The organism is Streptomyces telluris (assembly GCF_024519335.1).
Classification (GTDB): domain Bacteria; phylum Actinomycetota; class Actinomycetes; order Streptomycetales; family Streptomycetaceae; genus Streptomyces; species Streptomyces telluris.
On sequence record NZ_JANIID010000003.1, the window covers coordinates 208,641 to 234,642 of the forward strand.

Consider the following 26,002-nt stretch of genomic DNA (forward strand, 5'->3'; position numbering starts at 1 on the left):
GTGATCGGGTCACTGCTTGTCGCCAATCGCGGTGAGATCGCCTGCCGGGTCTTCCGCACGTGCCGGGAGCTGGGCATTCGTACCGTCGCCGTGTACTCGGACGCCGACGCCGGCGCGTTGCACGTACGGGAAGCCGATGCGGGGGTGCGGCTGCCCGGGGTCGCCGCCGCGGACACCTATCTGCGGGGGGACGCCGTGGTGCGGGCCGCGCTCGCCGCGGGCGCGGACGCCGTGCATCCGGGGTACGGGTTCCTCTCCGAGAGCGCGGAGTTCGCCCGGGACGTGGAGCGGGCGGGGCTGGTGTGGATCGGGCCGCCGCCCGGGGCGATCGAGGCGATGGCCTCGAAGACGCGCGCCAAGCGGATCATGGCGGAGGCGGGGGTGCCGGTGCCGGCGGCGTCCGCCGGGGAGGCGCCGCTGATCATTAAGGCCGCGGCGGGCGGGGGCGGGCGCGGGATGCGCGTCGTACGCGACCCCGCCCTGCTGGAGTCCGAGCTCGCCTCCGCACGGGCGGAGGCCATGGCCGCCTTCGGCGACGACGAAGTCTTCGTCGAGCCGTACGTGGAAGGCGGGCGGCACGTGGAAGTGCAGGTCCTGGCCGATGCGCACGGGTGCGTACGGGTGCTGGGGACGCGCGACTGCTCGCTGCAGCGGCGGCACCAGAAGGTGATCGAGGAAGCGCCGGCACCGGGGCTCCCGGAACAGCTGCGGGGGGTGCTCGGGGAGGCTGCGGCGGCTGCGGCGCGGGCCGTCGGGTACGTGGGGGCCGGGACGGTGGAGTTCCTGGTGAAGGACGGGCAGGCGTTCTTCCTGGAGATGAACACGCGTCTGCAGGTGGAGCATCCGGTGACGGAGGCGGTGTACGGGCTGGACCTGGTGGCACTGCAGATCCGGGTGGCGGAGGGGGCGGCGCTGGACGCCGAACCGCCGGAGCCGTCGGGGCACGCGGTGGAGGCCCGGCTGTACGCGGAGGATCCGGGGGCGGGGTGGCGGCCGCAGACGGGGGTGGTGCGGGAGCTGTCGGTGAGGGTGGGTGCGGGTACGGGTACGGGGGTGGGTGCGGGTGCGTTTCGGGGCCGGGTGCGGGGGCTCCGGGGTGGGGGTCCGGGGCCGTATATTTACGGGCCCGTGCCCGGCGACGCAGCGGAACTCCCTGCCGCATCGGGCCCGCAAATACACGTCAGCGCCCCGGACCCCCACCCCTGCGCCCCCACCCCCTCCCGCCGCATCCCACCAACGGCCGGCGATCCCGATGGCCTTGGCGTGGGCACTTCTCAATCCGCCATACCTCAACGGGTGGGCGGGTGGGCCGAAAGCCGCGCCGCAGGCGCGGGGTGGCTTCGGGTCGACGCGGGGGTCACAGCAGGTGACACGGTCACCCCGTATTACGACCCGCTGCTCGCGAAGGTGATCGCCTGGGCTCCCACCCGGCCGGAGGCCGTCCGGCTGCTGGCGCACGCGCTGGAGCGCGCCCGTATTCATGGGCCGGTCACCAATCGCGAGCTCCTCGTGCGGTCGCTTCGGCACGAGGAATTCGCCGCCGGGGGTATGGATACCTCTTTCTATGAACGGCACTTGGCCGAACTGACGGCACGGCGGGGTGAGGGCGCCGAAGTCGCCGCCCTCGCCGCGGCCGTAGCGGACGCGCAAGGCCGCTCCCGTTTCGGCGGCTGGCGCAATCTCCCTTCCCGGCCGCAGGAGAAGCGCTATCGCTCGGAGCCGGACGGCACCGTGCACACCGTGCGCTACCGCCTCACCCGGCACGGCCTGGAGGCCGAAGGCGCCAACGGCATCCGGCTGGTCGAGGCGGACCGCGGCCACGTGGTCCTGGAGGTGAACGGCCTGCGCACCCCGTACGCCGTGTCCGCATACGGCGACCGCGTCCACGTGGACGCACCGTCGGGCGCCCACGCGTTCACCCCCCTGCCCCGCTTCCCCGACCCCGGCGCCGTGCCCGCGGCTCCCGGTTCCCTCCTGGCTCCCATGCCGGGCACGGTGGTCCGCCTCGCGGACGGGGTCGACGAGGGGTGCGCGGTCGAGCGGGGCCAGCCGCTGCTCTGGCTGGAGGCCATGAAGATGGAGCACCGCATCGTCGCTCCGTCCACCGGCACGCTCACCGCCCTGCACGCCGCCCCCGGCCGCCAGGTCGAGGTCGGCGCCCTGCTCGCCGTCGTCATCGAGGATCCGAAGGAGCCGTTGTCATGAGTCTCGTCGAGACCCGGGAACACCAGGATCTGCGCGCCGCCGTCACCGCCCTCGGGAAGCGGTACGGGAGGGAGTACGTCACCGCCGCCGTCCGCGACGGCAAGCACACCGACGAGCTGTGGGAGGAGGCCGGCAAGCTCGGCTATCTGGGCGTCAACCTCCCGGAGGAGTACGGGGGCGGCGGCCGCGGCATGGTCGAGCTCGCCATCGTCCTGGAGGAGCTGGGCGCCGCCGGCTGCCCCCTGCTGCTCATGGTCGTCTCGCCCGCCATCTGCGGCACGGTGATCGCCCGCTTCGGCACGGAGGAGCAGAAGCGGCACTGGCTGCCCGGGATCGCCGCAGGGACGACGAAGATGGCGTTCGGCATCACCGAGCCCGACGCCGGATCGAACTCGCACCGCATCAGGACGACGGCCCGCCGTACGGACGGCGGATGGATCTTGAATGGCCGCAAGGTCTTCATCTCCGGCGTGGACGTCGCCGACGCGACGCTGATCGTGGGCCGCACGGAGGACGCGCGGACGGGGAAGCTCAAGCCGTGCCTGTTCATCGTGGACAGGGACGCCCCCGGGTTCGTGAGGACCCCCATCGCCATGGAACTCGCCGCTCCGGAGAAGCAGTTCGAGCTCACGCTCGACGACGTGCGGCTGCCCGCCGGCGCCCTGGTCGGCGACGAGGACGCCGGCCTGCTGCAGCTCTTCGCCGGTCTCAACCCCGAGCGCATCATGACCGCCGCCTTCGCCATCGGCATGGGCCGCTACGCCCTGGGCCGGGCGGTCGGCTACGCCCGTACGCGGACGGTGTGGCGCGAGCCCATCGGCGCGCACCAGGCCGTCGCGCACCCGCTGGCCCGGTCGCACATCGAGGTCGAGCTCGCCCGGCTGATGATGCTGAAGGCGGCCCATCTCTACGATTCCGGTGATGACATGGGGGCGGGCGAGGCCGCCAACATGGCCAAGTACGCCGCGGCCGAAGCCGCCGTCCGCGCCGTCGACCAGGCCGTGCACACCCTCGGCGGCAACGGCCTCGCCTCCGAGTACGGGCTCGCCCAGCTGCTCACGGCGTCGAGGGTGGCGCGGATCGCCCCGGTCAGCCGCGAGATGATCCTCAACTACGTGTCGCACCACACGCTCGGCCTGCCCAAGTCGTACTGAGAAAGGCGGCATACGTGAAACTGGTCCACCGCTCCTCGGAGCAAGGCATCACCACGCTGACCCTGGACTCGCCGCACAACCGCAACGCCCTGTCCTCCCGGCTGGTCGCCGAGCTGCTGGAGGGCCTGGCGGAGGCCGCGGAGGACGCCGGTACGCGTGCGGTCCTGCTGACCCATGCGGGCAACACCTTCTGTTCGGGCGCCGATCTGAGGGAGACGGGCACGGACGGGCCGCAGGCCCTCGTACGGCTGATGCGCGCGGTGGTGGAGCTGCCCAAGCCGGTGGTGGCCCGGGTGAACGGCCATGTGCGCGCCGGCGGGCTGGGGCTGCTGGGGTCCTGTGACATCTCCGTGGCGGGGGAGGCGTCCTCCTTCGCCTTCACCGAGGCCCGGCTGGGGCTCGCGCCGGCCGTCATATCCCTGCCGCTGCTGCCGCGGCTGGACGCGCGGGCGGCGGCCCGCTACTACCTGACCGGCGAGCGGTTCGGGGCGGCGGAGGCCGTACGGATCGGGCTGGTCACGGCGGGGGAGCAGGACCTCGGACCGGTCCTGGACGGGCTGCGGCGCGGCTCGCCCCAGGGGCTCGCCGAGTCCAAGGCCCTGGTCACGGCGGACGTGCGGCGGGCCTTCGACCGCGACACGGCCCGGCTGACCGAGCTGTCCGCCCGGCTCTTCGGCTCCGCCGAGGCCCGCGAGGGCATGACCGCCTTCCTTGAGCGCAGGGAGCCGGAATGGACGCGCTGAGCCTCCCCAAGCAGGACCGCAGCCGCGCCACGCGCCAAAGGCTCCTCGAAGCGGCCATCGCCTGCCTCGCCGAGCACGGCTGGGCCGGCTCGACCGTCTCCGTCGTCGCCGAGCGCGCGGGCGTCTCGCGGGGGGCCGCCCAGCATCACTTCCGCACCAGGGAGGACCTGTTCACGGCCGCGGTGGAGTACGTGGCCGAGCAGCGCTCGGCCGCCGTGCGCGGCCTGCTGCCCCAGGTGCAGCTGATCATCGGGCCGGCCCGTACGTACCTGGCCGTCGGCCAGCTCGTGGACCTCTTCACGGGCCCGCTGTTCCGCGCCGCCCTGCAACTGTGGGTCGCCGCCGCCCACGACGACGCGCTGCGGGCCCGGGTCACCGAACTGGAGGCGCGGGTCGGCCGGGAGGTCCACCGGATGGCGCTGGAGCTCCTCGGCGCCGACGAACGCCGCGCGGGCGTGCGTGAAACGGTCCAGGGCTTCCTGGACATGTGCCGGGGCCTGGGCCTCGCGACCCTGCTCACCGACGACAGCGCCAGACGCGACCGCGTGATCCGCCACTGGACGGGCGTCCTCAGCGACCTGCTGTGAGGCAGCCGCGCCCCCGGTGGCGACGGACGAGGGCCGGGCGGCCCCGGATCCCGGGGCCGCCCGGCCGTGCGGGCAGCTGCGCCGGCCGGTGGGGTCCGCGCAACCGCCTTCGGCGATCAGGGGGAAGCGGCGTCAGCCCGCTACCGCCGCCGTACCCGTGATGTCCGCGAAGCCGTCGACCTCGCGCGGGTCGCGCGGGCCCGGGCCGATGTAGCGGGCGGAGGGGCGGACCAGGCGGCCGGTGCGCTTCTGCTCCAGGATGTGTGCGCTCCAGCCAGCCGTGCGCGCGCAGGTGAACATCGACGTGAACATGTGCGCCGGGACCTCCGCGAAGTCCAGGACGATGGCCGCCCAGAACTCGACGTTCGTGGCCAGGACCCGGTCGGGGCGGCGATTGTGGAGCTCCTCCAGGGCCGCCTTCTCCAGGGCCTCGGCGACCTCGTAGCGCGGGGCGGCCAGCTCGCGGGCCGTGCGGCGCAGGACGCGGGCGCGCGGGTCCTCCGCCCGGTAGACGCGGTGGCCGAAGCCCATGAGGCGCTCGCCGCGGTCCAGGGCCTGCTTGACGTAGGCCGTGGCGTCGCCCGTGCGCTCGATCTCCTCGATCATGCCGAGGACGCGGGAGGGCGCGCCGCCGTGCAGCGGGCCGGACATGGCGCCGACCGCGCCCGACAGCGCCGCGGCCACGTCGGCGCCCGTCGAGGCGATGACGCGGGCCGTGAAGGTGGAGGCGTTCATGCCGTGCTCGGCGGCGGACGTCCAGTAGGCGTCGACGGCCTTGACGTGCTTGGGGTCGGGCTCGCCGCGCCAGCGCTTCATGAAGCGCTCGACCACGGTCTCCGCCTTGTCGATCTCGCGCTGCGGGACCATCGGCAGGCCCTGGCCGCGCGCCGACTGGGCCACGTAGGACAGGGCCATGACGGCGGCGCGGGCCAGGTTGTCGCGGGCCGTGGCCTCGTCGATGTCGAGGAGGGGCTTCAGGCCCCACACGGGGGCGAGCATCGCGAGCGCGGACTGGACGTCGACGCGGATGTCCCCCGAGTGGACGGGGATCGGGAACGGCTCGGCGGGCGGCAGGCCGGGGTTGAACGAGCCGTCGACCAGCAGGCCCCAGACGTTGCCGAACGACACCTGGCCGACCAGGTCCTCGATGTCGACGCCTCGGTAGCGCAGGGAGCCGCCTTCCTTGTCGGGTTCGGCGATCTCCGTCTCGAACGCGACGACTCCTTCGAGTCCGGGTACGAAGTCGGACATCAGGCGGCTCCTCATGATGTGTGCGACAGCTGGGGCGCCGGGCCCGGTCGGGCGCGGCTGCTCGGTGCGACTCGTGGTCCGTCACCGGTCATCCGGGTCATGCCCCGTGCGGAGGGGGCCTTCACCCGGTTCCGCGCCCGGACCCCTGACGGGCGGGCTCGTTCCGGATTCCGGCCGGAAACGATAGCCGGTGATGTGCGGGTTCCACAGCTTCCCGCCCTGCGATTTTGGGGGGTTCGCCACATGCGGCGAAAGGTGATGTCCGGCACAGTGGGGGTTTTACCCACGGGAGGGTTACGAAGGGCCGGTTGAGGGCAGGTTCATCTGCTGCCCCGGGGCGTTTCGCGGGCCTTTGCTGACAGGATGGGCCGCGTGACCCACGCCGACGAGTTCCCCGCTCCCGAGTTCCACGGCGGTGCGCTGGATGCCGCCGCCATGCGCGAGCAGTACCGCTCCCAGGGCCTCCTGGAAGCGGACCTCGCCCCCGATCCGTACGAGCAGTTCGCGATCTGGTTCGCGCAGGTGTTCGCAGCGGGGCTGCGGGAGCCCAACGCCATGGTGGTCTCCACGGTCGGTGCCGAGGGCCGGCCCGGCTCGCGGACCGTGCTCCTCAAGGGCTACGACCAGCGGGGCTTCGTCTTCTACACCAACTACGGCTCGCGCAAGGCCGCGGACCTGGCGGGCAATCCGTACGTCTCGCTGCTCTTCCCCTGGCACCCGATCGGCCGTCAGGTCATCGTCGCCGGCCGGGCCGAGCGAGTGGACCCGTCGGAGACGGCCGTCTACTTCCACTCGCGGCCGCGCGGCTCGCAGCTGGGCGCGTGGGCGAGCGCGCAGTCGGCGGTCGTCGCGTCGCGCGAGGAGATCGACGACGCGTACGAGCGGCTGCTCGCCCGCTATCCCGAGGGGGAGCCGGTGCCCGTGCCGACGGGCTGGGGCGGCTACCGCGTGACCGCGGAGAGCGTGGAGTTCTGGCAGGGACGCGAGAACCGGCTGCACGACCGGCTGCGGTACGTGCGGGAGGCGCCCGGCGGAGAGGCTGCCGCCTGGCGCGTGGAGCGGCTCGCTCCGTAGGCGGTGCGCGGCACCCGGCCGCAACGGCCGGGAAAACGCAGACGATCCGTGGGCCGGCTACCGCCGCGCCCTGCGGCGCGGCGGTGCCGAGCGGACGACTCGGCGGCCCACGGATCGGGTGACTGCTCGGGATTGACCGGCGCATCCCCTCAGCTGCAGCTGGGAGGCCCCGGCGTTGCGCTTGGCGCGACGACGGGCGCTAGCCCGCAGTCACCTCACGCGTCCGGAATGAAACCATGTCCCGAACCACCTCCCTTCTCGTGTGCGCACCACCCTAGGAAGCGCGCGTGTGAGCGACAACCGAATTTCCGGTGGGCAACGATTTCCCCGAAGTCGGTGTGGTGCCCATCACGGTCGAGTTGAATGACCCGTCGTGCAGGACATGCAGACGCGTCCAGCTGGGGGTACCTCGTGACCGCACCACACACGTCAGGCCCGGCCCGCCCGGCCGCCGCGCCCGCTTCGGTGGAAGCCGCCGAGAGCGACGACTCCGGCCTCCTGGCGGCGCTCCTCGACGGCATGGACACCGCGCTGTGCGCCTTCGACGCCGAGGGCACGGTCACCCACTGGAACCGCGAGGCCGAACGGATACTGGGCTGGACGGCGGCCGAGGCCGTCGGGCGGCAGGGGCTGGCCGGCTGGGCGGTGCGGCCCGCCGACGCCGCGGAGGTCGCGGCCCGGCTGGACGCGGCCATGGCGTCGCCCGGCCGCCACGTGCACGAGTTCGCGCTGCTCACCAAGGACGGCGGGCGGGTGCTGGTGCGCACCCAGCTGTCGGCCCTGCCCGGCGCGGGCGGCCGGCCCGCCGGGGTCTACTGCGCGTTCAGCGAAGTGCACACGCAGATCGACCTGGAGCGCTCCATCGCGCTCAGCGAGGCCCTCTTCGGGGACGCGTCCTGGGGCGTCGTGCTCGTCGACGCCGACCTGCGCCCGGCCCTCGCCAACGCCCACGCCGCGCGCGCCCTGCGCACCGGCCGCACCGCCCTCCTCGGCCGTCCGCTCGGCGAGCTGCTGGACCAGGGCGTGGAGGAGGTCGAAGGCGCCCTCCAGCACGTCCTCGCTGCAGGTGCCCCGCCCGCCCCCACCGACCTGTGGGTGACCCTGCGCGACCAGGGCGGCGCCCCGCCCGAGCGCCGCTGCTGGCGCAGCGGCTTCCTGCGGCTGGCGTCGCCGCTGGCCGAGGAGCCGGTGCCGCTGGGGGTCGCCTGGCTGTTCCTGGACGTCACGGCCGCCCGGCTCACCGAACAGGACAGCGCCCGGCTGCGGTTCCGCGCCAGCCAGCTGCACCGGGCCGGCCGCGCCGTCGCCGAGTGCGAGGACCCCATGGAAGCGGCCTCCCTCTACATGGACTTCGCCCTCGCGGGCTTCGCCGACCACGCCCTGATCGACCTGCTCCCCGAGCCGCTCCCGGCCCCCGAGCCCCCGGTCCGGCTCGTCAGAGCCACCGCCACGCCGGCCGGCACCCCGGGGCCCTGCCCGGCCATGGGCCGCGGCGGCCTGCCGGTGCCGTATCCGGACGGGCACCCCGCCCTGCAGGCCGTCGAGCGCTGCGGCTCCGTCCGCGCGGCCTCCGACTGCACCGAGACCTGGGCCACGGCGCGCAAGTGGCCCGAGGGCACCGTGCACGCGCTGGCCACGGTGCTGCGCAGCCGCGGGCGGACGCTCGGCGTGGTGACGTTCCTGCGCGGGCCGTCGCGCCGCCCCTTCGACCGCTCGGACGCGACGTACGCGGAGGACATCGCGTGCCGGGTGGCGGCGTCCATCGACTTGGCGTCGATGGACTTGGCGGGGCCGACGCCCTAGGTGCCTCCGGCGGCCGGGTGGTGGGCGGGCGCGCCTAGTGACGGAAGAAGATCCGGTCCCCGTACTCGCGCAGCAGCCGCCCGTTCCACTCGTGCCCGCCGTCCACGTTGCCCGAGCGCAGCATCGGCGGGTCGATGCCGCGGGCGGCCAGCTCGCCCGCGGCGGCCGCGACGACCGCCTGCATCAGGGCGCTGGTGACGACCGTCGAGGCGGGGGCGAAGGGGGCCGCGATGCCGTCCGCCGTGAGCTCCGCGTCCCCGATGTCGATCTTGCTGTCGATGACGAGGTCGCAGTGGTCCTTCAGGAACGTGCCGGAGGAGTGGCGGGAGCGGGTGTGCTCGGCGTAGGCGAGCGAGGTGACGCCGATGACGCGGACGCCCAGCGCGCGGGCGTTCATGGCCATCTCCACGGGCAGGGGGTTCCGTCCGGAGAGGGAGATGACGATCAGGACGTCGCCGGCCTGGACGGGGCTGGTGTCCAGGACCGCGCCCGCCAGGCCGTTGACCCGCTCCAGGGCGCTGCCGAGCGTGGCCGGCATGACGTCGAGGCCGACGACGCCGGGGACGGCGAGGAGGTTGATCAGGGCCAGGCCGCCCGCGCGGTAGACGACGTCCTGGGCGGGGAGCGAGGAGTGGCCGGCGCCGAAGACGAAGATCCGGCCGCCGTCCGCCACGGTGTCGGCGAGCAGGGACCCGGCGGCCGTGATGTTCCCGGCCTCCTCGTCGCGCACCCGCTGCAGCAGCCCGATCGCGGCGTCGAAGAACTGCCCGGCCAGCTTGTTCTCGCTCATCGCTGCGGGGCTCCTTAGATAGGGATCCGGTGGCGCGTACGGTCTGGCGTACGCTCGTGGCGCGGATCACGTTGCGGTCTGGACCAGGGCCCTGTCAATACGGCGGGCGGGCAGCGGCCGTACGCGGCACCGTTGTCGGCGGTATGCGTCAGAATTGGGTTCAGGGGCCAGCGCACGACTTATCGAGGGGCACGCATGTCCGGACTGATCGACACCACGGAGATGTATCTCCGCACCATTCTCGAGCTGGAGGAGGAGGGTGTGGTCCCCATGCGTGCCCGCATCGCCGAGCGGCTCGACCAGAGCGGGCCGACGGTCAGCCAGACCGTGGCCCGCATGGAGCGCGACGGCCTGGTGTCCGTCGCGGGCGACCGGCACTTGGAGCTCACCGAGGAGGGCCGCCGGCTGGCCACGCGCGTGATGCGCAAGCACCGCCTCGCCGAGTGCCTGCTGGTGGACGTGATCGGCCTGGAGTGGGAGCAGGTCCACGCCGAGGCCTGCCGCTGGGAGCACGTGATGAGCGAGGCGGTGGAGCGCCGTGTGCTGGAGCTGCTGCGCCACCCCACCGAGTCGCCGTACGGCAACCCCATCCCGGGCCTGGAGGAGCTGGGCGAGAAGGCCGAGCCGGACCCGCTGCTCAATGAGGACATGGTCAGCCTGATGGACCTGGACGCCGGGTCCGACGGCAAGACGGTGGTCGTACGCCGGATCGGCGAGCCGATCCAGACGGACGCCCAGCTGATGTATTCGCTGCGGCGCGCGGGCGTTCAGCCCGGTGCGGTGGTCAGCGTGACGGATTCGGCGGGCGGTGTGATCGTCGGCAGCAGCGGCGAGGCCACCGAGCTGGAGCCGGACATCGCGGCGCACGTCTTCGTCGCCAAGCGCTGAGGTCTCCCGGCCCGGCTCCCCGTTTCGCCTGACGCCCCGTCGCACACGGCCGCCTCCGCGGCCCGCGGCGGGGCGTCCTGCTGTGCCGGTCGCCTTGTGCTGCGTCAACTCCCTTGAATCTGGCTGGAGTCCGCGTAACGGACCCGCGGGCGGCCCGGCCGTGCCACGCTGGCGCTGGCGCGCATATGCGCGGCACGCCGCCGTCCCGGGGAGGGAGAGCGCGATGAGGCCGGTGGGGCGTGACAAGGGCCCCGGCGCCCTTCCGGGCAGCCGGGGCCCTGCCTCCCCATATACCCCCGTGGCGACCCGGAGCCCCGAGCTCTCAGGGTCCGCCCCGCGGACCTTCTTCCCCGAGCGGTCCGCGCCCAGGTCGATTAATCCCCTGGGTGCCGCCGGCCAACCCTTCCCCGAGGTCACTCGAACGAGGGGTGTTGCGCGCGATGAGCATGCATTCGAATGTAAGTTCTATATCGTGAAGCTGCTCGGGGGAGAGTAGGGGGTGCCAGGGCTCATGGTTCGGCGTATCGACGTGAGTGGGAGCGGCGGAGTGCGGCTCGCGGCCTGGGAGTTCGCCGATCCGCCCAAGCATCCCTGCCGGGAGGGGGCGGGCGTTCCCGGCGCGGTGCTGCTGCTCCACGGCCTGATGGGCCGCGCCGCGCACTGGGCGGAGACCGCCCGCTGGCTCTCCGGCCGCCACCGCGCGGTCGCCCTCGACCAGCGGGGCCACGGCCGCAGCGAGCGCCCCGCCGACGGCCCCTACACCCGCGACGCCTACATCGCCGACGCCCAGGCCGCGATCGAGAGCCTGGACCTGGCGCCCGCCGTCCTCATCGGCCACGCCATGGGCGCCCTGACCGCCTGGCAGCTCGCGGCCCGCCGCCCCGACCTCGTCCGGGCCCTGGTCATCTGCGACATGCGGGCCTCCGCCCTGGGAGCCGCCACGCAGCGGGAGTGGGGCGAGTGGTTCAGGTCCTGGCCGGTCCCCTTCGCCACCCTCGCCGACGTCCGCAAGTGGTTCGCCGAGGGCGACCCCACCCTGGAGCGCCCCCGCCCGGCCCGCGGGGACTACTACGCCGAGATCATGGCCGAGCGCGCCGACGGCTGGCGCCCCGCCTTCTCCCGCCGCCAGATGCTCCAGGCCCGCGAGACCTACGCCCACGACGCCCACTGGGAAGAACTCGCCCTCGTCCGGTGCCCCACCCTCGTCGTCCGCGGCCCCGACGGCGAACTGGGCCGCGCCGAAGCCCAGGAGATGGTCCGCGTCCTGCCCCGCGGCACCTACGCCGAAATCCAGGACGCGGGCCACTTGGTCCACTACGACCAGCCGGAGGGCTGGCGGCAGGCGGTGGAGGGGTTCCTGGAGGCGGCGCTGCGCTGAGGAGCGGCCGGCGCCACCGTCCCCGTACCGCCCCGCCCCCGGCGAGATAGCCTCGACGCGCCAGAAAATCTGTTCGGGCCGGCGTCCGGGGACGAGGGGGAGGAAGCCAGTCATGCGAGTCCTGGTGACGGCTGTTCGGGAGGGGGCCGAGCCGCAGGATGTGATGGTGGACGTGGACGACGCGGCCACCGCCGCCGATGTGGCGCAGGCGCTGGCCGAGGCGCTCGGTTCGCGCCCCGCGTCCGCGCCTCCGCCGGCCGCCGGGCCGGGAGCCGGGGTCGTCATCCCCCTCCGCGGCCCCTTCGGCAAGCCCGCGGCCGGTGCGGGCGCGCCCAGCCTGTGGGCCGACGGCATGCGCTGCGAGCCGCACGCCCCGGCCACCGGCCTCCTGCGCGACGGCATGCGGCTGACCGTCGACGACGCCCTCGGCCCGTTCCTGCGCACCGGCGAGCCCGTCGGCCGCCTCGAACTGCGCGTCGCGGGCGGGCCGGGAGCCGGCCGCGTGATCCGGCTGGGAGCCGGCGCCCTGACGGTCGGTTCGGCCCCCACGTGCGGGCTGGCCGTTGCCGACCCGCAGCTGCCGCCCCTCGCCTTCCGCGTCACCGCCGACGTGGCGGGGAAGGTCACCGTAACGCCGCAGGAAGGCGTACAGGCCGTTCTGGCCGACAAGCCCGTGACCGGGCAGCAGGACTGGCCGGCGGGCGCGCTCCTGAAGGCCGGCGCGTCGCTCTTCGTCCTCGGCCTCCCCAGCGAACCCGACGCCCACCTCGCCCCCACCGGCGAAGGCGGCCTTGCCTACAACCGGCCGCCCCGCCTCTCCCCGCTGCGCCCCCGCCCCCGGATCGCCGTGCCGGGCGAGCCGCGCCGCGGGGAACGCGCCCGCCTCCACCTCATCGCCTCGCTCATCCCCCTCCTCTTCGGCCTGGGGATGTACTTCGTCACCAAGCAGCTCTACACCCTGCTGTTCTGCCTGATGAGCCCGATGATGATGCTGGGTCAGTGGCTCAGCGACCTCCGCGAGGGCCGCCAGAAGCACCGCAAGTCGATGAAGCAGTACAAGAAAGAGAAGGCCGCCTACGAGGCCGAGCTGGCCGCCCTCTGCGCCGAGGACCAGCGCGCCCGCAGGAACGCCTGCCCCGACCCGGCGGAGATCCTCCTCTTCGCCACCGGCCCGCGCCGCAGGCTGTGGGAGCGCAGGAACACCGACCCCGACGCGATGCAGCTGCGCCTGGGCATGGGCAACCTGCCCGCCGACATCGAGATCCTCCCCGCCCAGGGCGGTCTGTACGGGGAGGAGCCCCCCGCCCCGCCCGTGCTGCCCGACGTCCCCGCGACGCTCTCCTACGCGGAGCTCGGCGTCGTCGGCATATCCGGCGACCGCGCCCGTACGACCGCCACCGCGCGCTGGCTCGCCGCCCAGGCCGCAGCCCTGCACAGCCCCCGCGACCTCTCCCTCGTCCTGCTCTCGGCCACCCCCGAGGCGGCCGCCGCCTGGTCCTGGGCCCACTGGCTCCCGCACACCGCCCCCCAGCAGGGGCAGGACTGCGTCGCACTGCTCGGCACCGACGCCGAGACCATCGCGCGCCGCGTCAACGAACTCCTGAACGAACTGGAGCGGCGCAAGGCCACGGCCGAACGCATCCGCACGGGCACCGCCCTGCGCCCCGACCCCTCCGTCCTCGTCGTCCTGGACGGAGCCCGCCTGCTGCGCCGCGTCCCCGGCGTGCCCCAGCTGCTCCAGGAAGGCCCCCGCCACGGCATCTTCGCCCTCTGCCTCGACGAGGACGAGCGCCTGCTGCCCGAGGAGTGCCGGGCCGCCGTCTGCTGGCCGCCCCAGCCGGGCGCCCGCGCCCACGTGCGCGGCTCCGGCCTCGAGTCCCTCGGCGAGGTCCTCGTCGACCAGGTCGGCGCCGACTGGTGCGAACTCGTCGCCCGCTCGCTAGCCCCCGTCCGCGACGTCAGCCGCGACGACGCCGACAGCGCCCTGCCCACCGCCGCCCGCCTCCTCACCCTCCTCGGCATGCCGGACCCCACCGGCGATCACATCGAGCGTGTCTGGCGCGCCGGTGGATCGACCACCGAAGCACCGATCGGCATCGCCGCGGACGGCCCGTTCCTCCTCGACATCCGCCGGGACGGCCCCCACGCGCTCGTCGCGGGCACCACCGGCGCGGGCAAGTCCGAGCTCCTCCAGACGCTGATCGCCTCCCTGGCCGTCGCCAACCGCCCCGACGCCCTCAACTTCGTCCTCATCGACTACAAGGGCGGCAGCGCCTTCATGGACTGCGCCCGCCTCCCGCACACCGTCGGCATGGTCAGCGACCTCGACGCCCACCTCACCGAACGCGCCCTCGCCTCCCTCGCCGCCGAACTCAAACGCCGCGAGGAGATCCTCTTCGCCACCGGCACCAAGGACATCGAGGACTACAACGACACCCGGGCCCTGCGCCCCGACCTCGAACCGATGCCCCGGCTCGTCCTCGTCATCGACGAGTTCGCCTCCCTCGTCGCCGAGCTCCCCGACTTCATCGCCGGCCTCGTCGACATCGCCCGCCGGGGCCGCTCCCTCGGCGTCCACCTGGTGCTCGCCACCCAGCGCCCCGCAGGCGTCGTCAGCGCCGACATCCGGGCCAACACCAACCTGAGGATCGCCCTCCGCGTCACCGACGCCTCCGAGTCCCTCGACGTCATCGACGCCGCGGACGCCGGAGCCATCTCGAAGGCGACCCCGGGCCGGGCGTACGTCCGTTCCGGGGCGCAGTCGCTGGTGGGCGTGCAGTCGGCGCGGATCGGAGGCAGACGCCCGAGCGACGGGCGCTCCGGCCCCAAGGCGACCCTGGCCCTGCTGGCCGGGAGCACGTACGGCCGCCCCCTGGCCAAGCAGTCCGGCGCGGACGACGACGGGACGATGGTCACCGACCTGGCCGTCCTGGTCGACGCCGTCCGTGACGGCTCGGCCAGGATGGGCTTCGGCGAACCCCGCAGCCCGTGGCTGCCGCCCCTGCCGGCGCAGGTGTCCCTGGCCGAGCTGCCGGCGCCCGCGGCCACCCACCAGGACGTGGCCCCGGCCGCGTACGGCCTCACCGACCTCCCCGCCCTGCAGAGCCGGGCGCCCCTGGCCCTCGACCTCGTCCACGGCGAGCACACGATGATCATCGGCGGCCCGCGCTCCGGCCGCTCGACGGCCCTGCGCACGCTGGCGGGCTCCCTGGCCCGGACAGCGGCGCCGACCGACGTGCACGTCTACGCGGTCGACTGCGGATCCAACGCCCTGCTGCCCCTGGTGGGCCTGCCGCACGTCGGTGCCGTCGTCACCCGCGACCAGCCCGACCGCGTACGCCGCCTCATCGACCGCCTCCTCGCCGAGATCTCACGGCGACAGCAGTTGCTGGCCACCGACGGCATCTCCAGCGCCGCCGAGCAGCGCGCCGCGGCGGCACGCCCCGAGGACCGGCTGCCGTGGATGGTGCTCATCCTGGACGGCTGGGAGGGCTTCACCTCGGCCTTCGAGAACTACGACTACGGCCGCCTCATCGAAGCCATGCTGCGCATCTTCCGCGAGGGCTCCGCCGTGGGACTCAAGGTGGTCATGACCGCGGACCGCTCGGGCTTCGGCGGACACGTCTCCTCCGCCTTCGCGGACAAGCTGATCCTGCGCCTGGCGGACCCCGGCGACTACGCCTCGGCGGGCTTCCGCTCCCGGGACGTGCCCGGCGAGATGCCCGCCGGGCGGGCGCTGCGCCTGACGGACGACGGCGTACAGGAGACCCAGCTCGCTCTCCTGGCCGACGACCCCTCCGGTCAGGCGCAGGTCGGCGCACTGCGGAGCATCGGTGAAGAGGCGGCCCGGGGCCGGTCGCGGGCACCCCAGGAGCTGCGCCCCCTGCGCGTCGACGCCCTCCCGGCCCGCATCACCGCCTCCCAGGCGTTCGCCCTGGCACCGGACTTCGCACCGACCCCGCTGTGGGCGCTGGTCGGCGTCGGCGGCGACGAACTGCAGCCGGTCGGCGTGGACCTCGAGGAACTGGGCCCCGGCTTCGTCATCGCGGGCCCGCCGAAGTCCGGGCGCTCCACCATGCTGATGGGGGCGGCCCGCCTCCTCCTGCGCATCGGCACGCCCCTCGTCCTCGTCACCCCACGCCGGTCCCCGCTCCGTAACCTGGCGGACGAGCCCGGAGTCCTGGGCGTTCTGGGCGCGGACGACTCCAGCAGCGACTTGGAGGAACTGACGGAGAAGGCCGAGGGCCGCCCGTACGTCGTGGTGGTCGACGACGCCGAACTGCTCTACGACACCGCGCTGGACGAGGCGCTGGAGGAGGTCGTCCGCAGCGGCATGGACGGTGGCCACGCCATCCTGGCCGCCGGCACGACCGACTCCCTGGCGAGCCAGTACCGCGGCTTCGTCGTCGAGGCCCGCAAATCCCGCAACGGCGTGCTGCTGATGCCGCAGGGCCCGTCCGAAGGCGAGCTGTTCGGCGTCCGCCTCGCCGCGAACAGCGGAGGGGGCGCCACCGCCGGAAACGGTCTGTTCGTGCGGGCCGGTCAGTCGATGCCGGTGCAGGGAGTGCTGGAAGGCTGAGCGGACAGGGCGACCGGCCGGGTGCCGCAGCGCCAGAACGACGGAATGCCCCGCGCCCGATGCAGGGCGGGGGCATTCCGTCGCCGTCGTCGTCGCGGTGGTGCCGCGACGACGAGGCGTCAGCGGGCGGTTGCGCGCTGGATGTTGTCGTGGCTCGTCTTCGCAGACTTGCTCGCAGCGTTCAGCGTCTCCACGAACTTGTCGAAGGTCGGCTTGATGTTGGCCCACTCCTCGCGGAAGTGGTCCGCGCCGGGGCCCTTCCAGAAGTCCTTGCTGCCGCTGGTGCGCGTCTGCAGGAACTTGATCATCGAGGCCAGGTCGCCGGCCTTCTTGTGGAAGTCCTTGGAGAGCAGCTCCAGCGCCTTGAGATCGGCACCGTGGTCCACGCTCATGGAAATCCCTCCCCGTAGTCATGGGCAAGCGGTCTGCCCGGGTGTTCGAAGGGACGGTACCGCACGTGTGTTCCTACGCTCGGCCCGGTCGCCTTGCGCGTCGATTCGGAACAATGCCTTCCGTATAGTGATCGAACACGGCTCCGAAGATGCGCCCGTGACGGTCTGGACGTGGGGTTATGCTGACGGTTCGTGGGTCAGGGGGGTACTGAGGGATGGCTGAGCCGGACGCCAAAGAGCTCAACGAGCGTGCAGGAAAGCTGAATTCGCTGGCCGACCACGTCGAATCGCTGGTCGAGAAGCCGCGCACGTACGCCACCACCACGATGAAGACCTGGGCCGGCCCCAACGCCGACGACACGCGCGGCAAGCTGAACACCTGGAACACCACATGCCAGACCGTGGCGAAGGAGCTACGGGCCGAAGCGACCAAGTGCACCCAGGACGCCAAGGATCTGCAGCAGAAGAAGTGACCCGGGTCGCCGGACCGGCTCACTCGGAGAGACGGAACATGCCTTCTTTCGATAGTTCACGCGGCCGCTTCAGGCTGGCCGATCGCCATATCGCGGTGTTCGGACACCTTGTGGACGGCGAGACTCCGCCCGAGGAACTCTTGCCCTCGCTGGGTGAGCTCCAGCAGATCGGTCTGGTGGGTCCTGAAGGTGAGCTGGCTCCCCTGCTGCGCGACTTGCTCACGACCTTGGCCGAGCCTTTGGTCGTGATGCAGGTGGAGGTCACCGGTCAGCTCGGTCCGGTGAACCACGGACTCGTCGTAGGCCGGGACTGCGTGTTTGCGCACGAGGGGTGGCCGGGTGAGGAGGAGTCCGAATACGTCCCCGTCGAGCTGCGCACCCTGGTGTGGGAGCTGGCCCGGATGGTCGGCCTGCGCAGCCGCGAGACGGAGAAGCCGGCGGTTGACCGCATCGAGACGACCATGGCCGCCCTCGACGCCGCCTTCGTCGCGCTGGACGAGTCCGCGGGGGACGAGGAGAAGGCCGTCCGGCTGACAAGGGCTGCCCTCGGCGGGACGTCCGGGCTCCAGGGCCCGGAGCTGACCGAGTTCGGTGATCTGGTCATGGCGCTCGACTCCCATTGGCGGGTCACCGTGGCCTGGGGCGGCAAGCGCGAGGGTGAGCAGGAGGCCACGGTCCGCGCTCTGGCGGTGTGGGACGGCGGCCCTCGTGGCTACTGGATTCGCGAGCAGCCGGAGGAGCCGATCGAGCCGGGCCAGGTGGGCCCGGACAGTGCCCTGCACCTGGTCGCGACGAGTCCAGGCGAGGTCTGGGACAAGATCGCCGACCTGCTGCCGGATACAGAAGATCTGATCGACGAGGCGTGATCCCGAAGCCGTCGTCTGCGGGCCCGAGTGGCGGACGTTCCCGCCCGCCGCTCGCACCGTCCTCTCGACGGCGGCGTCGGCGAACACCCGAATTGCACGGCGCCGAAACCGGGAACAGCCGTGCACGAGACGCGCAATGCGTCAGGGGGGATGCACATGAGGAACGTCAACCCGGACGACCTGGACAAGCTCGCGAAGCTCTTCGACGAACGGGGCGGGGTCCGGGACAAGCTCGACGAAGCCTTCACACGGGCGCAGAGCCTGGGCGTGAGCGACAAGCTGACGGCTCTCAAACCCATGCGGACCTGGACCACTGACACGGGACCGGATCTCCGGAAACGTGCAGTCGTCGCCAGGCTGGAGGACGGGGACCCGACGGCGGGCCTTAAATGGGCGGGGTTCAGCGCCGAGGACATCGCGCGGGCGGGCGTCGTCTACTTCGCTCCCGACATTCTTGTGATCGCCAACGCCATGGCGACCAGCGACAGCGTACGAGGGCACGCATTCCGCCGGGAGAAGGGTGAATCCCTCGACGACTGGATCGACCGCATGCGGGCGCACGAGATCGCACGGATCCCTGGCCTCGAACCCTACGAGGCGCAGATCAAGGAAGTGCTCGGCGCCTGGGGGGACATCAAGAAATCCATCGGACACGGGGGTCGCGCCGCGTTCTACGGCGTCTACGTGCCGAAGACGCTGCTGTCCAACTCCCTGGCACAGGGCTACCTGCAGACCAAGAAGCTCCAGGTGGCCGGCCTCATGCAGACCCTTCCCAACGGGCGCTGGTGGGTTCCGGGTCAGATCGGCGTCTGGGGGGAGAGGTGGGCCCAGACGGCGCCTGTCGTCCGGAACCTCGCGGCGCCGGGAACCTGGCTTCCCGGGCAGCTCGGCTCACTGGCCACGGGGAGCCAGCTCTTTCAGCGTGCCAGGACATGGCCGGTCGTCGGCATGTTCATCGGCGACCAGATAAGTGCCCGGTGGGACAGTGCGCTCAGGGCCGGGGCCATGGACGCCCAGGTGTTTCGTGGGTATTCCGGGAATCAGATCATCCGCGCGCTGGTGGGCAACGACGAACTGGCCGCACTGCACGGTGCCCGGACACACGCCGGCCAGATCCCCAGCCGCGCGGCACACGCAAGCCTGTGGAAGGTCTCCAGGAACGTCTCCATGGACGCCCGGATGCTCGAGGGGAAGGGGCGGTTTGCCGCGTGGGGCGAAGGGCTCAAGGTCGCGGGAAAGACGGGTGGTGCCCTTCGCGGGCTCGGTGTCGTGGGCGGTGCGTATTCAACGGGCTACAGCGTGGCCAATCTGGTGGCGCAGGGAAACCCGGCCAGCCATTTCACGGACCGGGAGCACGGAGCGAAGTATGTGGCGGACGTGGCCGAGGTCGGATTCAACGCTTCACTGACCGCGGCGACGGTCGCACCCAACCCGATCACGCTCGGAGCCGTGGCGGTGACCGGAGCGGTGTACGTCGGTGCCAAGGCCGTGGAGCACTGGGACGACATCAAGGAGAAGGGTGGCAAGGCCCTCTCTTGGACCGGTGACAAGGCGAAGAGCCTCGCCAAAAAGGCGAACCCATTGAATTGGTTCTAGACGGCCGGGCAATCTGAGGAAGTGAAGGCAGTGAGGACAGAGGTAACTCGGCACATAGGGCCGGTCAAGCCGGAGAAAACGCCGAGGGAGCGCAGATGGCCGGGCACCATCGGGGTGATGGCCGCTACGCCGTTGGTCGTGATGGGCTGCGCATGGCTCATCCAGAGTGACAGCTTGCTCTGGATCGCCGTGGCCGTATGTGTCCTGCTGCCTGCCTTGGTGGTTGCCGGCGCGATGTGCGGGCCCGGCGCGGGGCCCGGCACATGCGTGGCCATCCTCGGATTCGCCCTGCTTCTCTTCGTCGGACCCGCCATGAATGACTACGTGCTCGACCGGCGCGGTGATCGGCAGGAAGGGGTGGTCACCAGTATTGAGGGCTACCACAAGAAGCATGGGGACGGCCGTGAGTGCTCGGTGGAGGGCACGCACTCCGGGCGGACGCACACCTATGAGGTGAACGATACGGTCGGCTGTGGCGAGGGCATGGAGCGGGGGCAGCGCGTGACTCTCGTGGTCGACCCCGACGGCTGGTTGACGACGAGGCTGAGTAACGCCGTCCACGGCCTCTCCACCGGGATGGCCTGGACCTGCGGTGGACTGCTGGCGGCCATGGAGGCGTCTATTCTCTACGGCAGGATGCGGCGCCGTCGGCGCTGAATTCCCCCAGCAGTTCAGCGGTCACCGAGCATCGCGACAGCAAAAGCCAGCCTGCGATCCAGCCAGGACGCCATGACCGTGAATGTGTAGTCGTCCGACTCCATCACTTTCTCACGGCCTGCAGACCACAACAGGGTCCGATCCCTTTGATCCCCGCCGTCGGGCTCGGACATGAACACGGCCATCGCCAGCCCGCCGAGAACCTTGCCGGCCGCGTGCGCTGCAACCCCCAGGGGGTTCAGCGTGGACCATTTGTTGAGTCCCGTGATCTCCGGGTGGCCCGGTTGCTCGATGCGCCAAGTGTGCCGATGGAGCTGGTGCGACGGCGGAAGCCGCCGGATTCCGCCGATGTCCTGGCCTTGACCGTCATATACCCGGTAACGCCGCTCATCACCGACGGACGTGGGCTCGCCGATCGAGCACAGGACCCGCTGCGTCCCTTCATCCTCGTACACCACGTGATCCGCGGTGCCGACGCGGGCGGTTCGTGAGCCGAAGAACGCGCAAGGGGCATTGATGCGTTCCTGGCCCTCGATCCGGGGAACGCGCACAGCGTTCTGCCCGACCACGGGACGCTTGCGTCCGGGCCCGATATCCCGTTCCACGGTGCTTATTTTGAATCGCTCGACAGCGCGCCAGTCGACGACCTCGACCGGTGGCTCGCTGTTCCTGCTTCTTCCGAAAGCCATGCGTCAACCCTACTGACGTACTCGGCAGATGCCGGGTGCGGACGTCCGAGCAGCTCGGTGGTCCGTGCAGGGCGGTTGGCGAAGAGTCCCGGCACGCCGCTACGTTTGTCGAGGTCACGACACCCCGGATCACCCTCTAGCATGCGCCTACGCCCTCGGGCGCCGTTCGACGCGCGAGGATCACGGATCATAAGGGGGAACCGTGCCGCCTGGTGAGGCGACAGGTGAGACACCTGCACAGATGAAGAAACGGGCCGGCGATCTGCGGGAGTGCGCGCGTCAGGCCAGGACGTTGGCCAAGCGACTGGGGCCGTACCTCGACTCGTCGGCGAAGCAGGCCCAGCAGTCGGCACCGGCGATCTGGAAGGGGCCTTACGCGACCAGTGCGACGGCGCAGATATCCGATCGCAAGGGCAAGCTCAACCGGATGGCCGACGCCCTCATGAACGATGCCGCCCGGTGGGAAGCCGAGGCACGGCGTCTGGACGAGCAGGCCGCAGGTGAGGACAAGAAGAACAAGGGCGGCGGCTGATGGGTTTCGACGGATTCGACGTGACGAAGATCCGTGCCTTGGCCAAGGACCTGGGGCGCCAGGGCGAAGGCGCCCGGGACTTGCACTCCTCTGTCGCCTTGTTGCTCACGCAGGCGGACGCCCTGATGGGAGCCAAGCGCGCCACGACCGATGCGCTCCTCGCGCCGCTGGTCGGCGATCTTCTGGGCCCGTTCCCGTTCTTCGGGGGCGGCAATCTGCCCGGTGGCCTGGCCAGTGAACTCGGCGATATGTCCAAGTCGATCGAGCGTCGCTGCACGCAGCTGGAAGCGTGCAAGAAGCTGGCCGAGCAGGGCTACCGCATCGATCCGGTCATCGCCTTCTCCGACGAGAATCCCCCGGACGCCAAGAAGATCGAGGACGCCCTGCGCGCCATGGGCGAGCTGAAGGGCAAGGACTTCGGCAGCAACGGCAACCGGGACGACCTGGAGAAGATCCAGAAGCAGCTGGACGGTATGACGAGCGCCGAGCTCGACGCGTTCTTCGCCAAGGTCCCGGATGCGGACTTCCGCCTGTACGGGAAGCTGGCCTCGAATGCCGACGACGGCAGCTGGTTGAAGTGGTGGGACCACAACGGAATCCCGGAGGCGGCCCGACGGGACCACTTGAGTCGCATCCTGGCGCGGATCGGACCCTCGAACTGGGGGAAGATGAAGGACGCCTTTCCCGGGATCCAGCCGGGCTTCGACACCACCGACGCCTGGCTCGACGGACAGAACGCTCAGAACGGGCAGCAGGCCCAGGGGATGCACTGGGGCACGCCCACGGACCCGCTGTTCACCCCGGGGCGCGAGCTGAACGCGGGGGAGATATCCCAGGGGCGATTCGCCGACTGCTGGTACATCTCTTCGCTCACCGCCACCGCGCAGCGGAACCCCCAGTTCATCCGCGAAGGCATCAAGGAGAACCCCAACGGGACCCTTGACGTGCGGATCTGGGACAAGGACGGAAACCTGCGCTGGGTGACCGTTACGCCGGACCTTCCCCTGGACAAGAACGGCGAGCCCATGACGGCCTACAACCGGGTCAGCCACGAGAGGTGGCCGGCTTACTACGAGAAGGCCTTCGCGCTGATGTACGGCGAGGACGACGGCGGTGCTCCCGACGGGCACCAGGGTGACAAGCGCTACGACCGCACCGAGCGCGGGAACTACGGGGCCACCGAGTGGGACTTCAATAAGAATGCCCCGCCGTACGTGACCGGTCACGGCTCCGAGTCCATCGACAACGACTTCGACTCGGTGCGGCAGTCCTTCGAGTCGGAGAAGCGGCCCGTCATCGTGAGCACTCCGGGCGGTGACAAGCTGAAGGCGGATGGCAAGGCCCTGTGGGGCAACACCTTCTCGACCCGGCACGTCTACTACGTCAAGGGCTTCGAGAACGGGAAGATCGTGCTGGGAAATCCCTGGGGGCCGCCCAATGGGGACATCAGGGCCACGCCGGAGGAGTACAAGAAGTACTTCAACGACCCGCAGGCACTGAAGGTGCCCCGGTGAGGGCCGTACGCGTCGCCGCGGCCGTGAGCCTGGTGCTGCTCGCTGCCGGATGCGGGACGTCCGGCAGCGAGCCGGCCGAGAGCCCCCGGGCCGACGCCACCAAGGCGCAGGCGGCACCACCGCTGCCACCCGACAAGGGCCCGCTCTGCGACGGGGACGAGGACGGCAGCCCCGGGATCGCGGGCACCCGGATCCTCAGGGGCGGCTTCACGCGGATCGCGGGCGGCCTGCCGCTCGCATACGCCGAGGCCGCGGCGGACGGCACGCACCGCAAGGCCGTACTGGCCGAGGGCGAGACGCCCGCCGACCGCCGCGACGGGCAGCACTGGACCGTCGCGCCGGGTGACGAACTCACCGTCAAGGGACACGTCTACATAGTCCGGCAGATCTGCACCTACCGGGTCGTGCTCACGCCCAAGGGCGCGGATGACGCATCATCTGCACCGACTCCTACCAAGCAGGGAAGCGACATGAACACCTGGCCGGCCGTCGCCGACGGACGCTGGCGGCTGCGCTGGCACGTACCGCACACCCAGTACGGCGGAGAGGGGTACAGCGTCGTGCTCTCGGACCTCTCCGGCGACCCGAAGCGAGCAGATATCAGTGTCGGGGCCATCCGGGGCGGCGCCGCGGCAAGCTACGACGACGCGCGCGTGGGGGACACGCTGGAGATCGCCGGGCGCCTCTGGAAGGTCGAGAACATCGAGTTGGGAAACATGGACGCTCCGGCAAATGCGAGCGACTTCAAGGCCGGCTACGTGGATCTCCGGCTCGTGGGCTGACGGCGGGAGGGCGGCAGAGCCGACCGGCCCGTGAGTGAACAGGAGCCCGGCGGCAAAGGTCCGGGGGTACGACGGATCCTGGACCTTTGCCGCTGTGGCCTTGCGGCCGGCCTTGTGACACTCCGCAGCCGGTAGGCCGGTCAGCGGTTGATGGACTGGATTTCCTGGACGGTGACGTTCGTCGTCTTGTCGAACGTACCCGTCGGCAGGTCGCCGCCCTCACCCGCCGAGCTCTTCCAGGAGATCTTCCAGGTGATGGTGGCCTTCAGCGGGTACGAGCCGGCCTTGGTGCTGGAGCGGAGGTAGGTGAGCCCGCAGGGCGGGGTGTCCTTCTTCTGCGCGTCCGTGTACGGCGTGCCGATGCTGCCGTCGGCGTTGATGGGGCATTCTCCGGATGTGGGGTGCATCGTCGCTTCGCCGGTGCCCGGTTCGATTTTGAGGGACACCGGGGTGGCCGTGGTCGTCGCCGAGAGGCTGGTGTGCGGGAGGGAAGCGGTCACGGAGACCGGCTTGAAGCGGGATTTGTCGGCCCAGATCCAGGTGGAGAGGTTGACCGTCTGCGTGCCGTCCGGGCTCATGGAAATGTCCGTGCCCGGGATGGGGAGCTCGTCGTAGGCGTATTCGGCGAGGATCTTCGGCGACACGGCGAGGGGGACGTCGGGGGTCTTGTTGTCGTCCACCCAGAACGGCAGCCTGTCGCAGGACATGGCCGCCGGGTCGTCCTTGCGGGCCGGGTTGATGACGGCGCCCCAGAACATGCCCTTTCCCTGTTTGGCCATGTTGTAGTCTTCGTATTTGTCGGTCTGGTAAATCATCTTGAAGGCTGCGGCGAACGTCTGCCCGATGCCGCCCATCCCGAAGATGCCTTTGTCCTTTTCCAGCGCCTCGATCGTCTCCTTGAGTTCCTTGGGGGAGACGGTGGGCTCGTACCAGCAGGCAGGGGGAGTCCAGCTGCTTTCGGATGGTGTGAGCGACCGGGTTTTCCCGCTGCCTGAACCGCCGTTGACTGTCGTCTGGACACCGGATATTCGAACCTCGGCACCGACGTTCTGCCCGTTACTCGACCCGCTCGCCTGGGATTCACGGTGGTTTCGGCCCTTGCCGCCGGCGTAGGCCGCCGTGGGCGTGACCGCCAGGGCGATCGCCACGATCGCTATCGTCGACTGCCGGGGAATCCTGCCGGTCAGGCCTTGCATCGCGCGGAACCCTCCTCGCTCAGGACGCTGACGGTCTGCCATACCCCTGCGCTGTTGCGCTTCACGCGGGTGTTGTAAAAGGCGAAGTCCTTGTCGGATCCCGGAACCGACTTCACCTCTCCGGTCTTCCGGTCCTTGCTGTATGCCTTGGTTTCGTCTGTGCAGTAGGACACCACTGCCAGGCCATCCGTCTTCAGCAGCGTGACGCTTCTGTTGAAGTAGCGAGTGGTCCCGGTGAACGTCTCGCCGGACGCCAGGAAGTCCTTGACGTACTGGGTCGCCGAAGCGAGGGCGCTTTCGGCCGAGTAGTACTTGAATCCCGGCCGGTTGACATCCCCGGCGGTGACTGCTTCGTCGACCGAGTTGATGCGCTGCTCGTTGTCCGCCAGGATCGCGTCCTTCTGCGCATCGCCCGTCTTGCCGCCTTCGAAGACGTTGTGCACATCCTCTGGCAAAGAGATCTTGGGCCGCTCCGCCCCGCCCCCACTTCCGCCCGCCGAAGGCGACCCCTTGCCCGGGGACGCCGGTGACGTCGCGGGTGCGCTCTCCGCTCCGTCGATCTTGCCGTCATCCTTCGGCTTCGCGTCGCTGCCGCACGCGGTCAGGGTGAGCGCGGCCGCTGCTGTGACAAAGGCGATACCGGCCCGGCTTCGTGCGTGGATAGTCAACTTCCCCATCTCCCAGGGCGTTCCGGTCCATTCGGCGTGCTTAGGTGATGATGGCATGGATGCACGTGGCACAAGACGGCAACCGTGCGTCTGCAGTTCCCGGTGATAAGGGTTGGCGTGGTGTGTCGGCAGGGGATGGCGCGCCTTGAGGTGGTTATGGGCTGCTGATACCGTGCCGTGACAGC

At 71.2% G+C, this 26,002-nt stretch carries 22 protein-coding genes; 16 read left to right on the plus strand and 6 right to left on the minus strand.

Going from position 1 to position 26,002, the window contains the following annotated elements; genetic code table 11:
• Genes NQU55_RS05240 through NQU55_RS05255 form a run of 4 tightly spaced genes read left to right on the plus strand, consistent with a single transcriptional unit; the run spans position 1 to position 4,689 of the window.
• Positions 1 to 2,205, plus strand: a complete 2,205-nt coding sequence (locus tag NQU55_RS05240; protein WP_168090700.1) for an acetyl/propionyl/methylcrotonyl-CoA carboxylase subunit alpha — start codon at positions 1 to 3, stop codon at positions 2,203 to 2,205.
• A complete protein-coding gene (locus NQU55_RS05245) occupies positions 2,202 to 3,359 on the plus strand; it encodes an acyl-CoA dehydrogenase family protein (RefSeq protein ID WP_168090701.1) in 1,158 nt (385 codons plus the stop codon). The genes NQU55_RS05240 and NQU55_RS05245 overlap by 4 nt, the downstream gene beginning before the upstream one ends.
• A gap of 14 nt (positions 3,360 to 3,373) precedes the next feature.
• Entirely contained in the window at positions 3,374 to 4,102 is a 729-nt protein-coding gene (locus tag NQU55_RS05250) for an enoyl-CoA hydratase family protein (RefSeq protein ID WP_168090702.1), read from the plus strand.
• The gene (locus NQU55_RS05255; RefSeq protein ID WP_168090703.1) at positions 4,090 to 4,689 is read left to right on the plus strand and encodes a TetR/AcrR family transcriptional regulator; all 600 of its coding nucleotides are present in this window, start codon (positions 4,090 to 4,092) and stop codon (positions 4,687 to 4,689) included. The genes NQU55_RS05250 and NQU55_RS05255 overlap by 13 nt, the downstream gene beginning before the upstream one ends.
• Before the next feature lie 132 nt (positions 4,690 to 4,821).
• On the opposite strand, the gene NQU55_RS05260 is transcribed toward NQU55_RS05255, so the two are convergent.
• A complete protein-coding gene (locus NQU55_RS05260) occupies positions 4,822 to 5,940 on the minus strand; it encodes a citrate synthase 2 (protein WP_058045831.1) in 1,119 nt (372 codons plus the stop codon).
• Between the two features lie 363 nt (positions 5,941 to 6,303).
• Between NQU55_RS05260 and pdxH the strand changes: the two genes are divergently transcribed.
• Both pdxH and NQU55_RS05270 read left to right on the plus strand, forming a co-directional pair.
• Positions 6,304 to 7,014 carry a pyridoxamine 5'-phosphate oxidase gene (pdxH, locus tag NQU55_RS05265; RefSeq protein WP_168090704.1) on the plus strand — a complete coding sequence of 237 codons (711 nt, stop codon included), beginning with the start codon at positions 6,304 to 6,306 and terminating at the stop codon, positions 7,012 to 7,014.
• 411 nt (positions 7,015 to 7,425) lie between these two features.
• Complete coding sequence (locus NQU55_RS05270) at positions 7,426 to 8,817, plus strand: PAS domain-containing protein (RefSeq protein WP_372504631.1); 1,392 nt, start codon at positions 7,426 to 7,428, stop codon at positions 8,815 to 8,817.
• A gap of 34 nt (positions 8,818 to 8,851) precedes the next feature.
• On the opposite strand, the gene NQU55_RS05275 is transcribed toward NQU55_RS05270, so the two are convergent.
• The gene (locus NQU55_RS05275; protein ID WP_168090706.1) at positions 8,852 to 9,607 is read right to left on the minus strand and encodes an SIS domain-containing protein; all 756 of its coding nucleotides are present in this window, start codon (positions 9,605 to 9,607) and stop codon (positions 8,852 to 8,854) included.
• 195 nt (positions 9,608 to 9,802) lie between these two features.
• Here NQU55_RS05275 and NQU55_RS05280 point away from each other — a divergent pair, with 195 nt between their 5' ends.
• From NQU55_RS05280 to NQU55_RS05290, 3 genes are all read left to right on the plus strand, one after another.
• Positions 9,803 to 10,495, plus strand: a complete 693-nt coding sequence (locus NQU55_RS05280; RefSeq protein ID WP_030369085.1) for an iron-dependent transcriptional repressor DtxR — start codon at positions 9,803 to 9,805, stop codon at positions 10,493 to 10,495.
• A 511-nt stretch (positions 10,496 to 11,006) separates the two neighbouring features.
• Entirely contained in the window at positions 11,007 to 11,873 is an 867-nt protein-coding gene (locus tag NQU55_RS05285) for an alpha/beta fold hydrolase (RefSeq protein WP_256789896.1), read from the plus strand.
• A 112-nt stretch (positions 11,874 to 11,985) separates the two neighbouring features.
• On the plus strand, positions 11,986 to 16,452 hold the full coding sequence (locus NQU55_RS05290; protein WP_256789897.1) for a type VII secretion EssC family protein: 4,467 nt from the start codon (positions 11,986 to 11,988) through the stop codon (positions 16,450 to 16,452).
• A gap of 119 nt (positions 16,453 to 16,571) precedes the next feature.
• On the opposite strand, the gene NQU55_RS05295 is transcribed toward NQU55_RS05290, so the two are convergent.
• Positions 16,572 to 16,844: a WXG100 family type VII secretion target gene (locus NQU55_RS05295; protein ID WP_256789898.1), complete on the minus strand. Its 273-nt coding sequence runs from the start codon at positions 16,842 to 16,844 to the stop codon at positions 16,572 to 16,574.
• Positions 16,845 to 17,059: 215 nt separating this feature from the next.
• Between NQU55_RS05295 and NQU55_RS05300 the strand changes: the two genes are divergently transcribed.
• From NQU55_RS05300 to NQU55_RS05315, 4 genes are all read left to right on the plus strand, one after another.
• Positions 17,060 to 17,317: a hypothetical protein gene (locus NQU55_RS05300; RefSeq protein ID WP_256789899.1), complete on the plus strand. Its 258-nt coding sequence runs from the start codon at positions 17,060 to 17,062 to the stop codon at positions 17,315 to 17,317.
• 140 nt (positions 17,318 to 17,457) lie between these two features.
• Entirely contained in the window at positions 17,458 to 18,183 is a 726-nt protein-coding gene (locus NQU55_RS05305; RefSeq protein WP_308402198.1) for a hypothetical protein, read from the plus strand.
• A gap of 156 nt (positions 18,184 to 18,339) precedes the next feature.
• Positions 18,340 to 19,779: a PE-PGRS family protein gene (locus tag NQU55_RS05310; protein ID WP_256789901.1), complete on the plus strand. Its 1,440-nt coding sequence runs from the start codon at positions 18,340 to 18,342 to the stop codon at positions 19,777 to 19,779.
• Between the two features lie 117 nt (positions 19,780 to 19,896).
• Complete coding sequence (locus NQU55_RS05315; RefSeq protein ID WP_168095754.1) at positions 19,897 to 20,436, plus strand: hypothetical protein; 540 nt, start codon at positions 19,897 to 19,899, stop codon at positions 20,434 to 20,436.
• A 14-nt stretch (positions 20,437 to 20,450) separates the two neighbouring features.
• Here the strand turns inward: NQU55_RS05315 and NQU55_RS05320 are convergent, their stop codons facing one another.
• Positions 20,451 to 21,125 (minus strand): hypothetical protein, encoded by a 675-nt coding sequence (locus tag NQU55_RS05320; protein WP_168095755.1) that lies wholly within the window; start codon positions 21,123 to 21,125, stop codon positions 20,451 to 20,453.
• 241 nt (positions 21,126 to 21,366) lie between these two features.
• On the opposite strand from NQU55_RS05320, the gene NQU55_RS05325 reads away from it, so the two are divergent.
• From NQU55_RS05325 to NQU55_RS05335, 3 genes are read left to right on the plus strand one after another with little or no spacing between them, the layout of a single operon-like run.
• Positions 21,367 to 21,657, plus strand: coding sequence for a hypothetical protein (locus NQU55_RS05325; protein WP_206329986.1), 291 nt, complete (start codon positions 21,367 to 21,369; stop codon positions 21,655 to 21,657).
• Between the two features lie 20 nt (positions 21,658 to 21,677).
• Positions 21,678 to 23,171 carry a C2 family cysteine protease gene (locus NQU55_RS36755; protein WP_168095757.1) on the plus strand — a complete coding sequence of 498 codons (1,494 nt, stop codon included), beginning with the start codon at positions 21,678 to 21,680 and terminating at the stop codon, positions 23,169 to 23,171.
• On the plus strand, positions 23,168 to 23,953 hold the full coding sequence (locus NQU55_RS05335) for a DUF6406 domain-containing protein (protein WP_168095758.1): 786 nt from the start codon (positions 23,168 to 23,170) through the stop codon (positions 23,951 to 23,953). Before NQU55_RS36755 ends, NQU55_RS05335 begins: the two co-directional genes overlap by 4 nt.
• A gap of 140 nt (positions 23,954 to 24,093) precedes the next feature.
• Here NQU55_RS05335 and NQU55_RS05340 read toward each other — a convergent pair whose 3' ends face one another.
• Both NQU55_RS05340 and NQU55_RS05345 read right to left on the minus strand, forming a co-directional pair.
• Positions 24,094 to 25,101 (minus strand): hypothetical protein, encoded by a 1,008-nt coding sequence (locus tag NQU55_RS05340; protein ID WP_256789902.1) that lies wholly within the window; start codon positions 25,099 to 25,101, stop codon positions 24,094 to 24,096.
• Positions 25,102 to 25,136: 35 nt separating this feature from the next.
• On the minus strand, positions 25,137 to 25,817 hold the full coding sequence (locus NQU55_RS05345) for a hypothetical protein (protein WP_240976943.1): 681 nt from the start codon (positions 25,815 to 25,817) through the stop codon (positions 25,137 to 25,139).
• Positions 25,818 to 26,002: the final 185 nt, after the last annotated feature.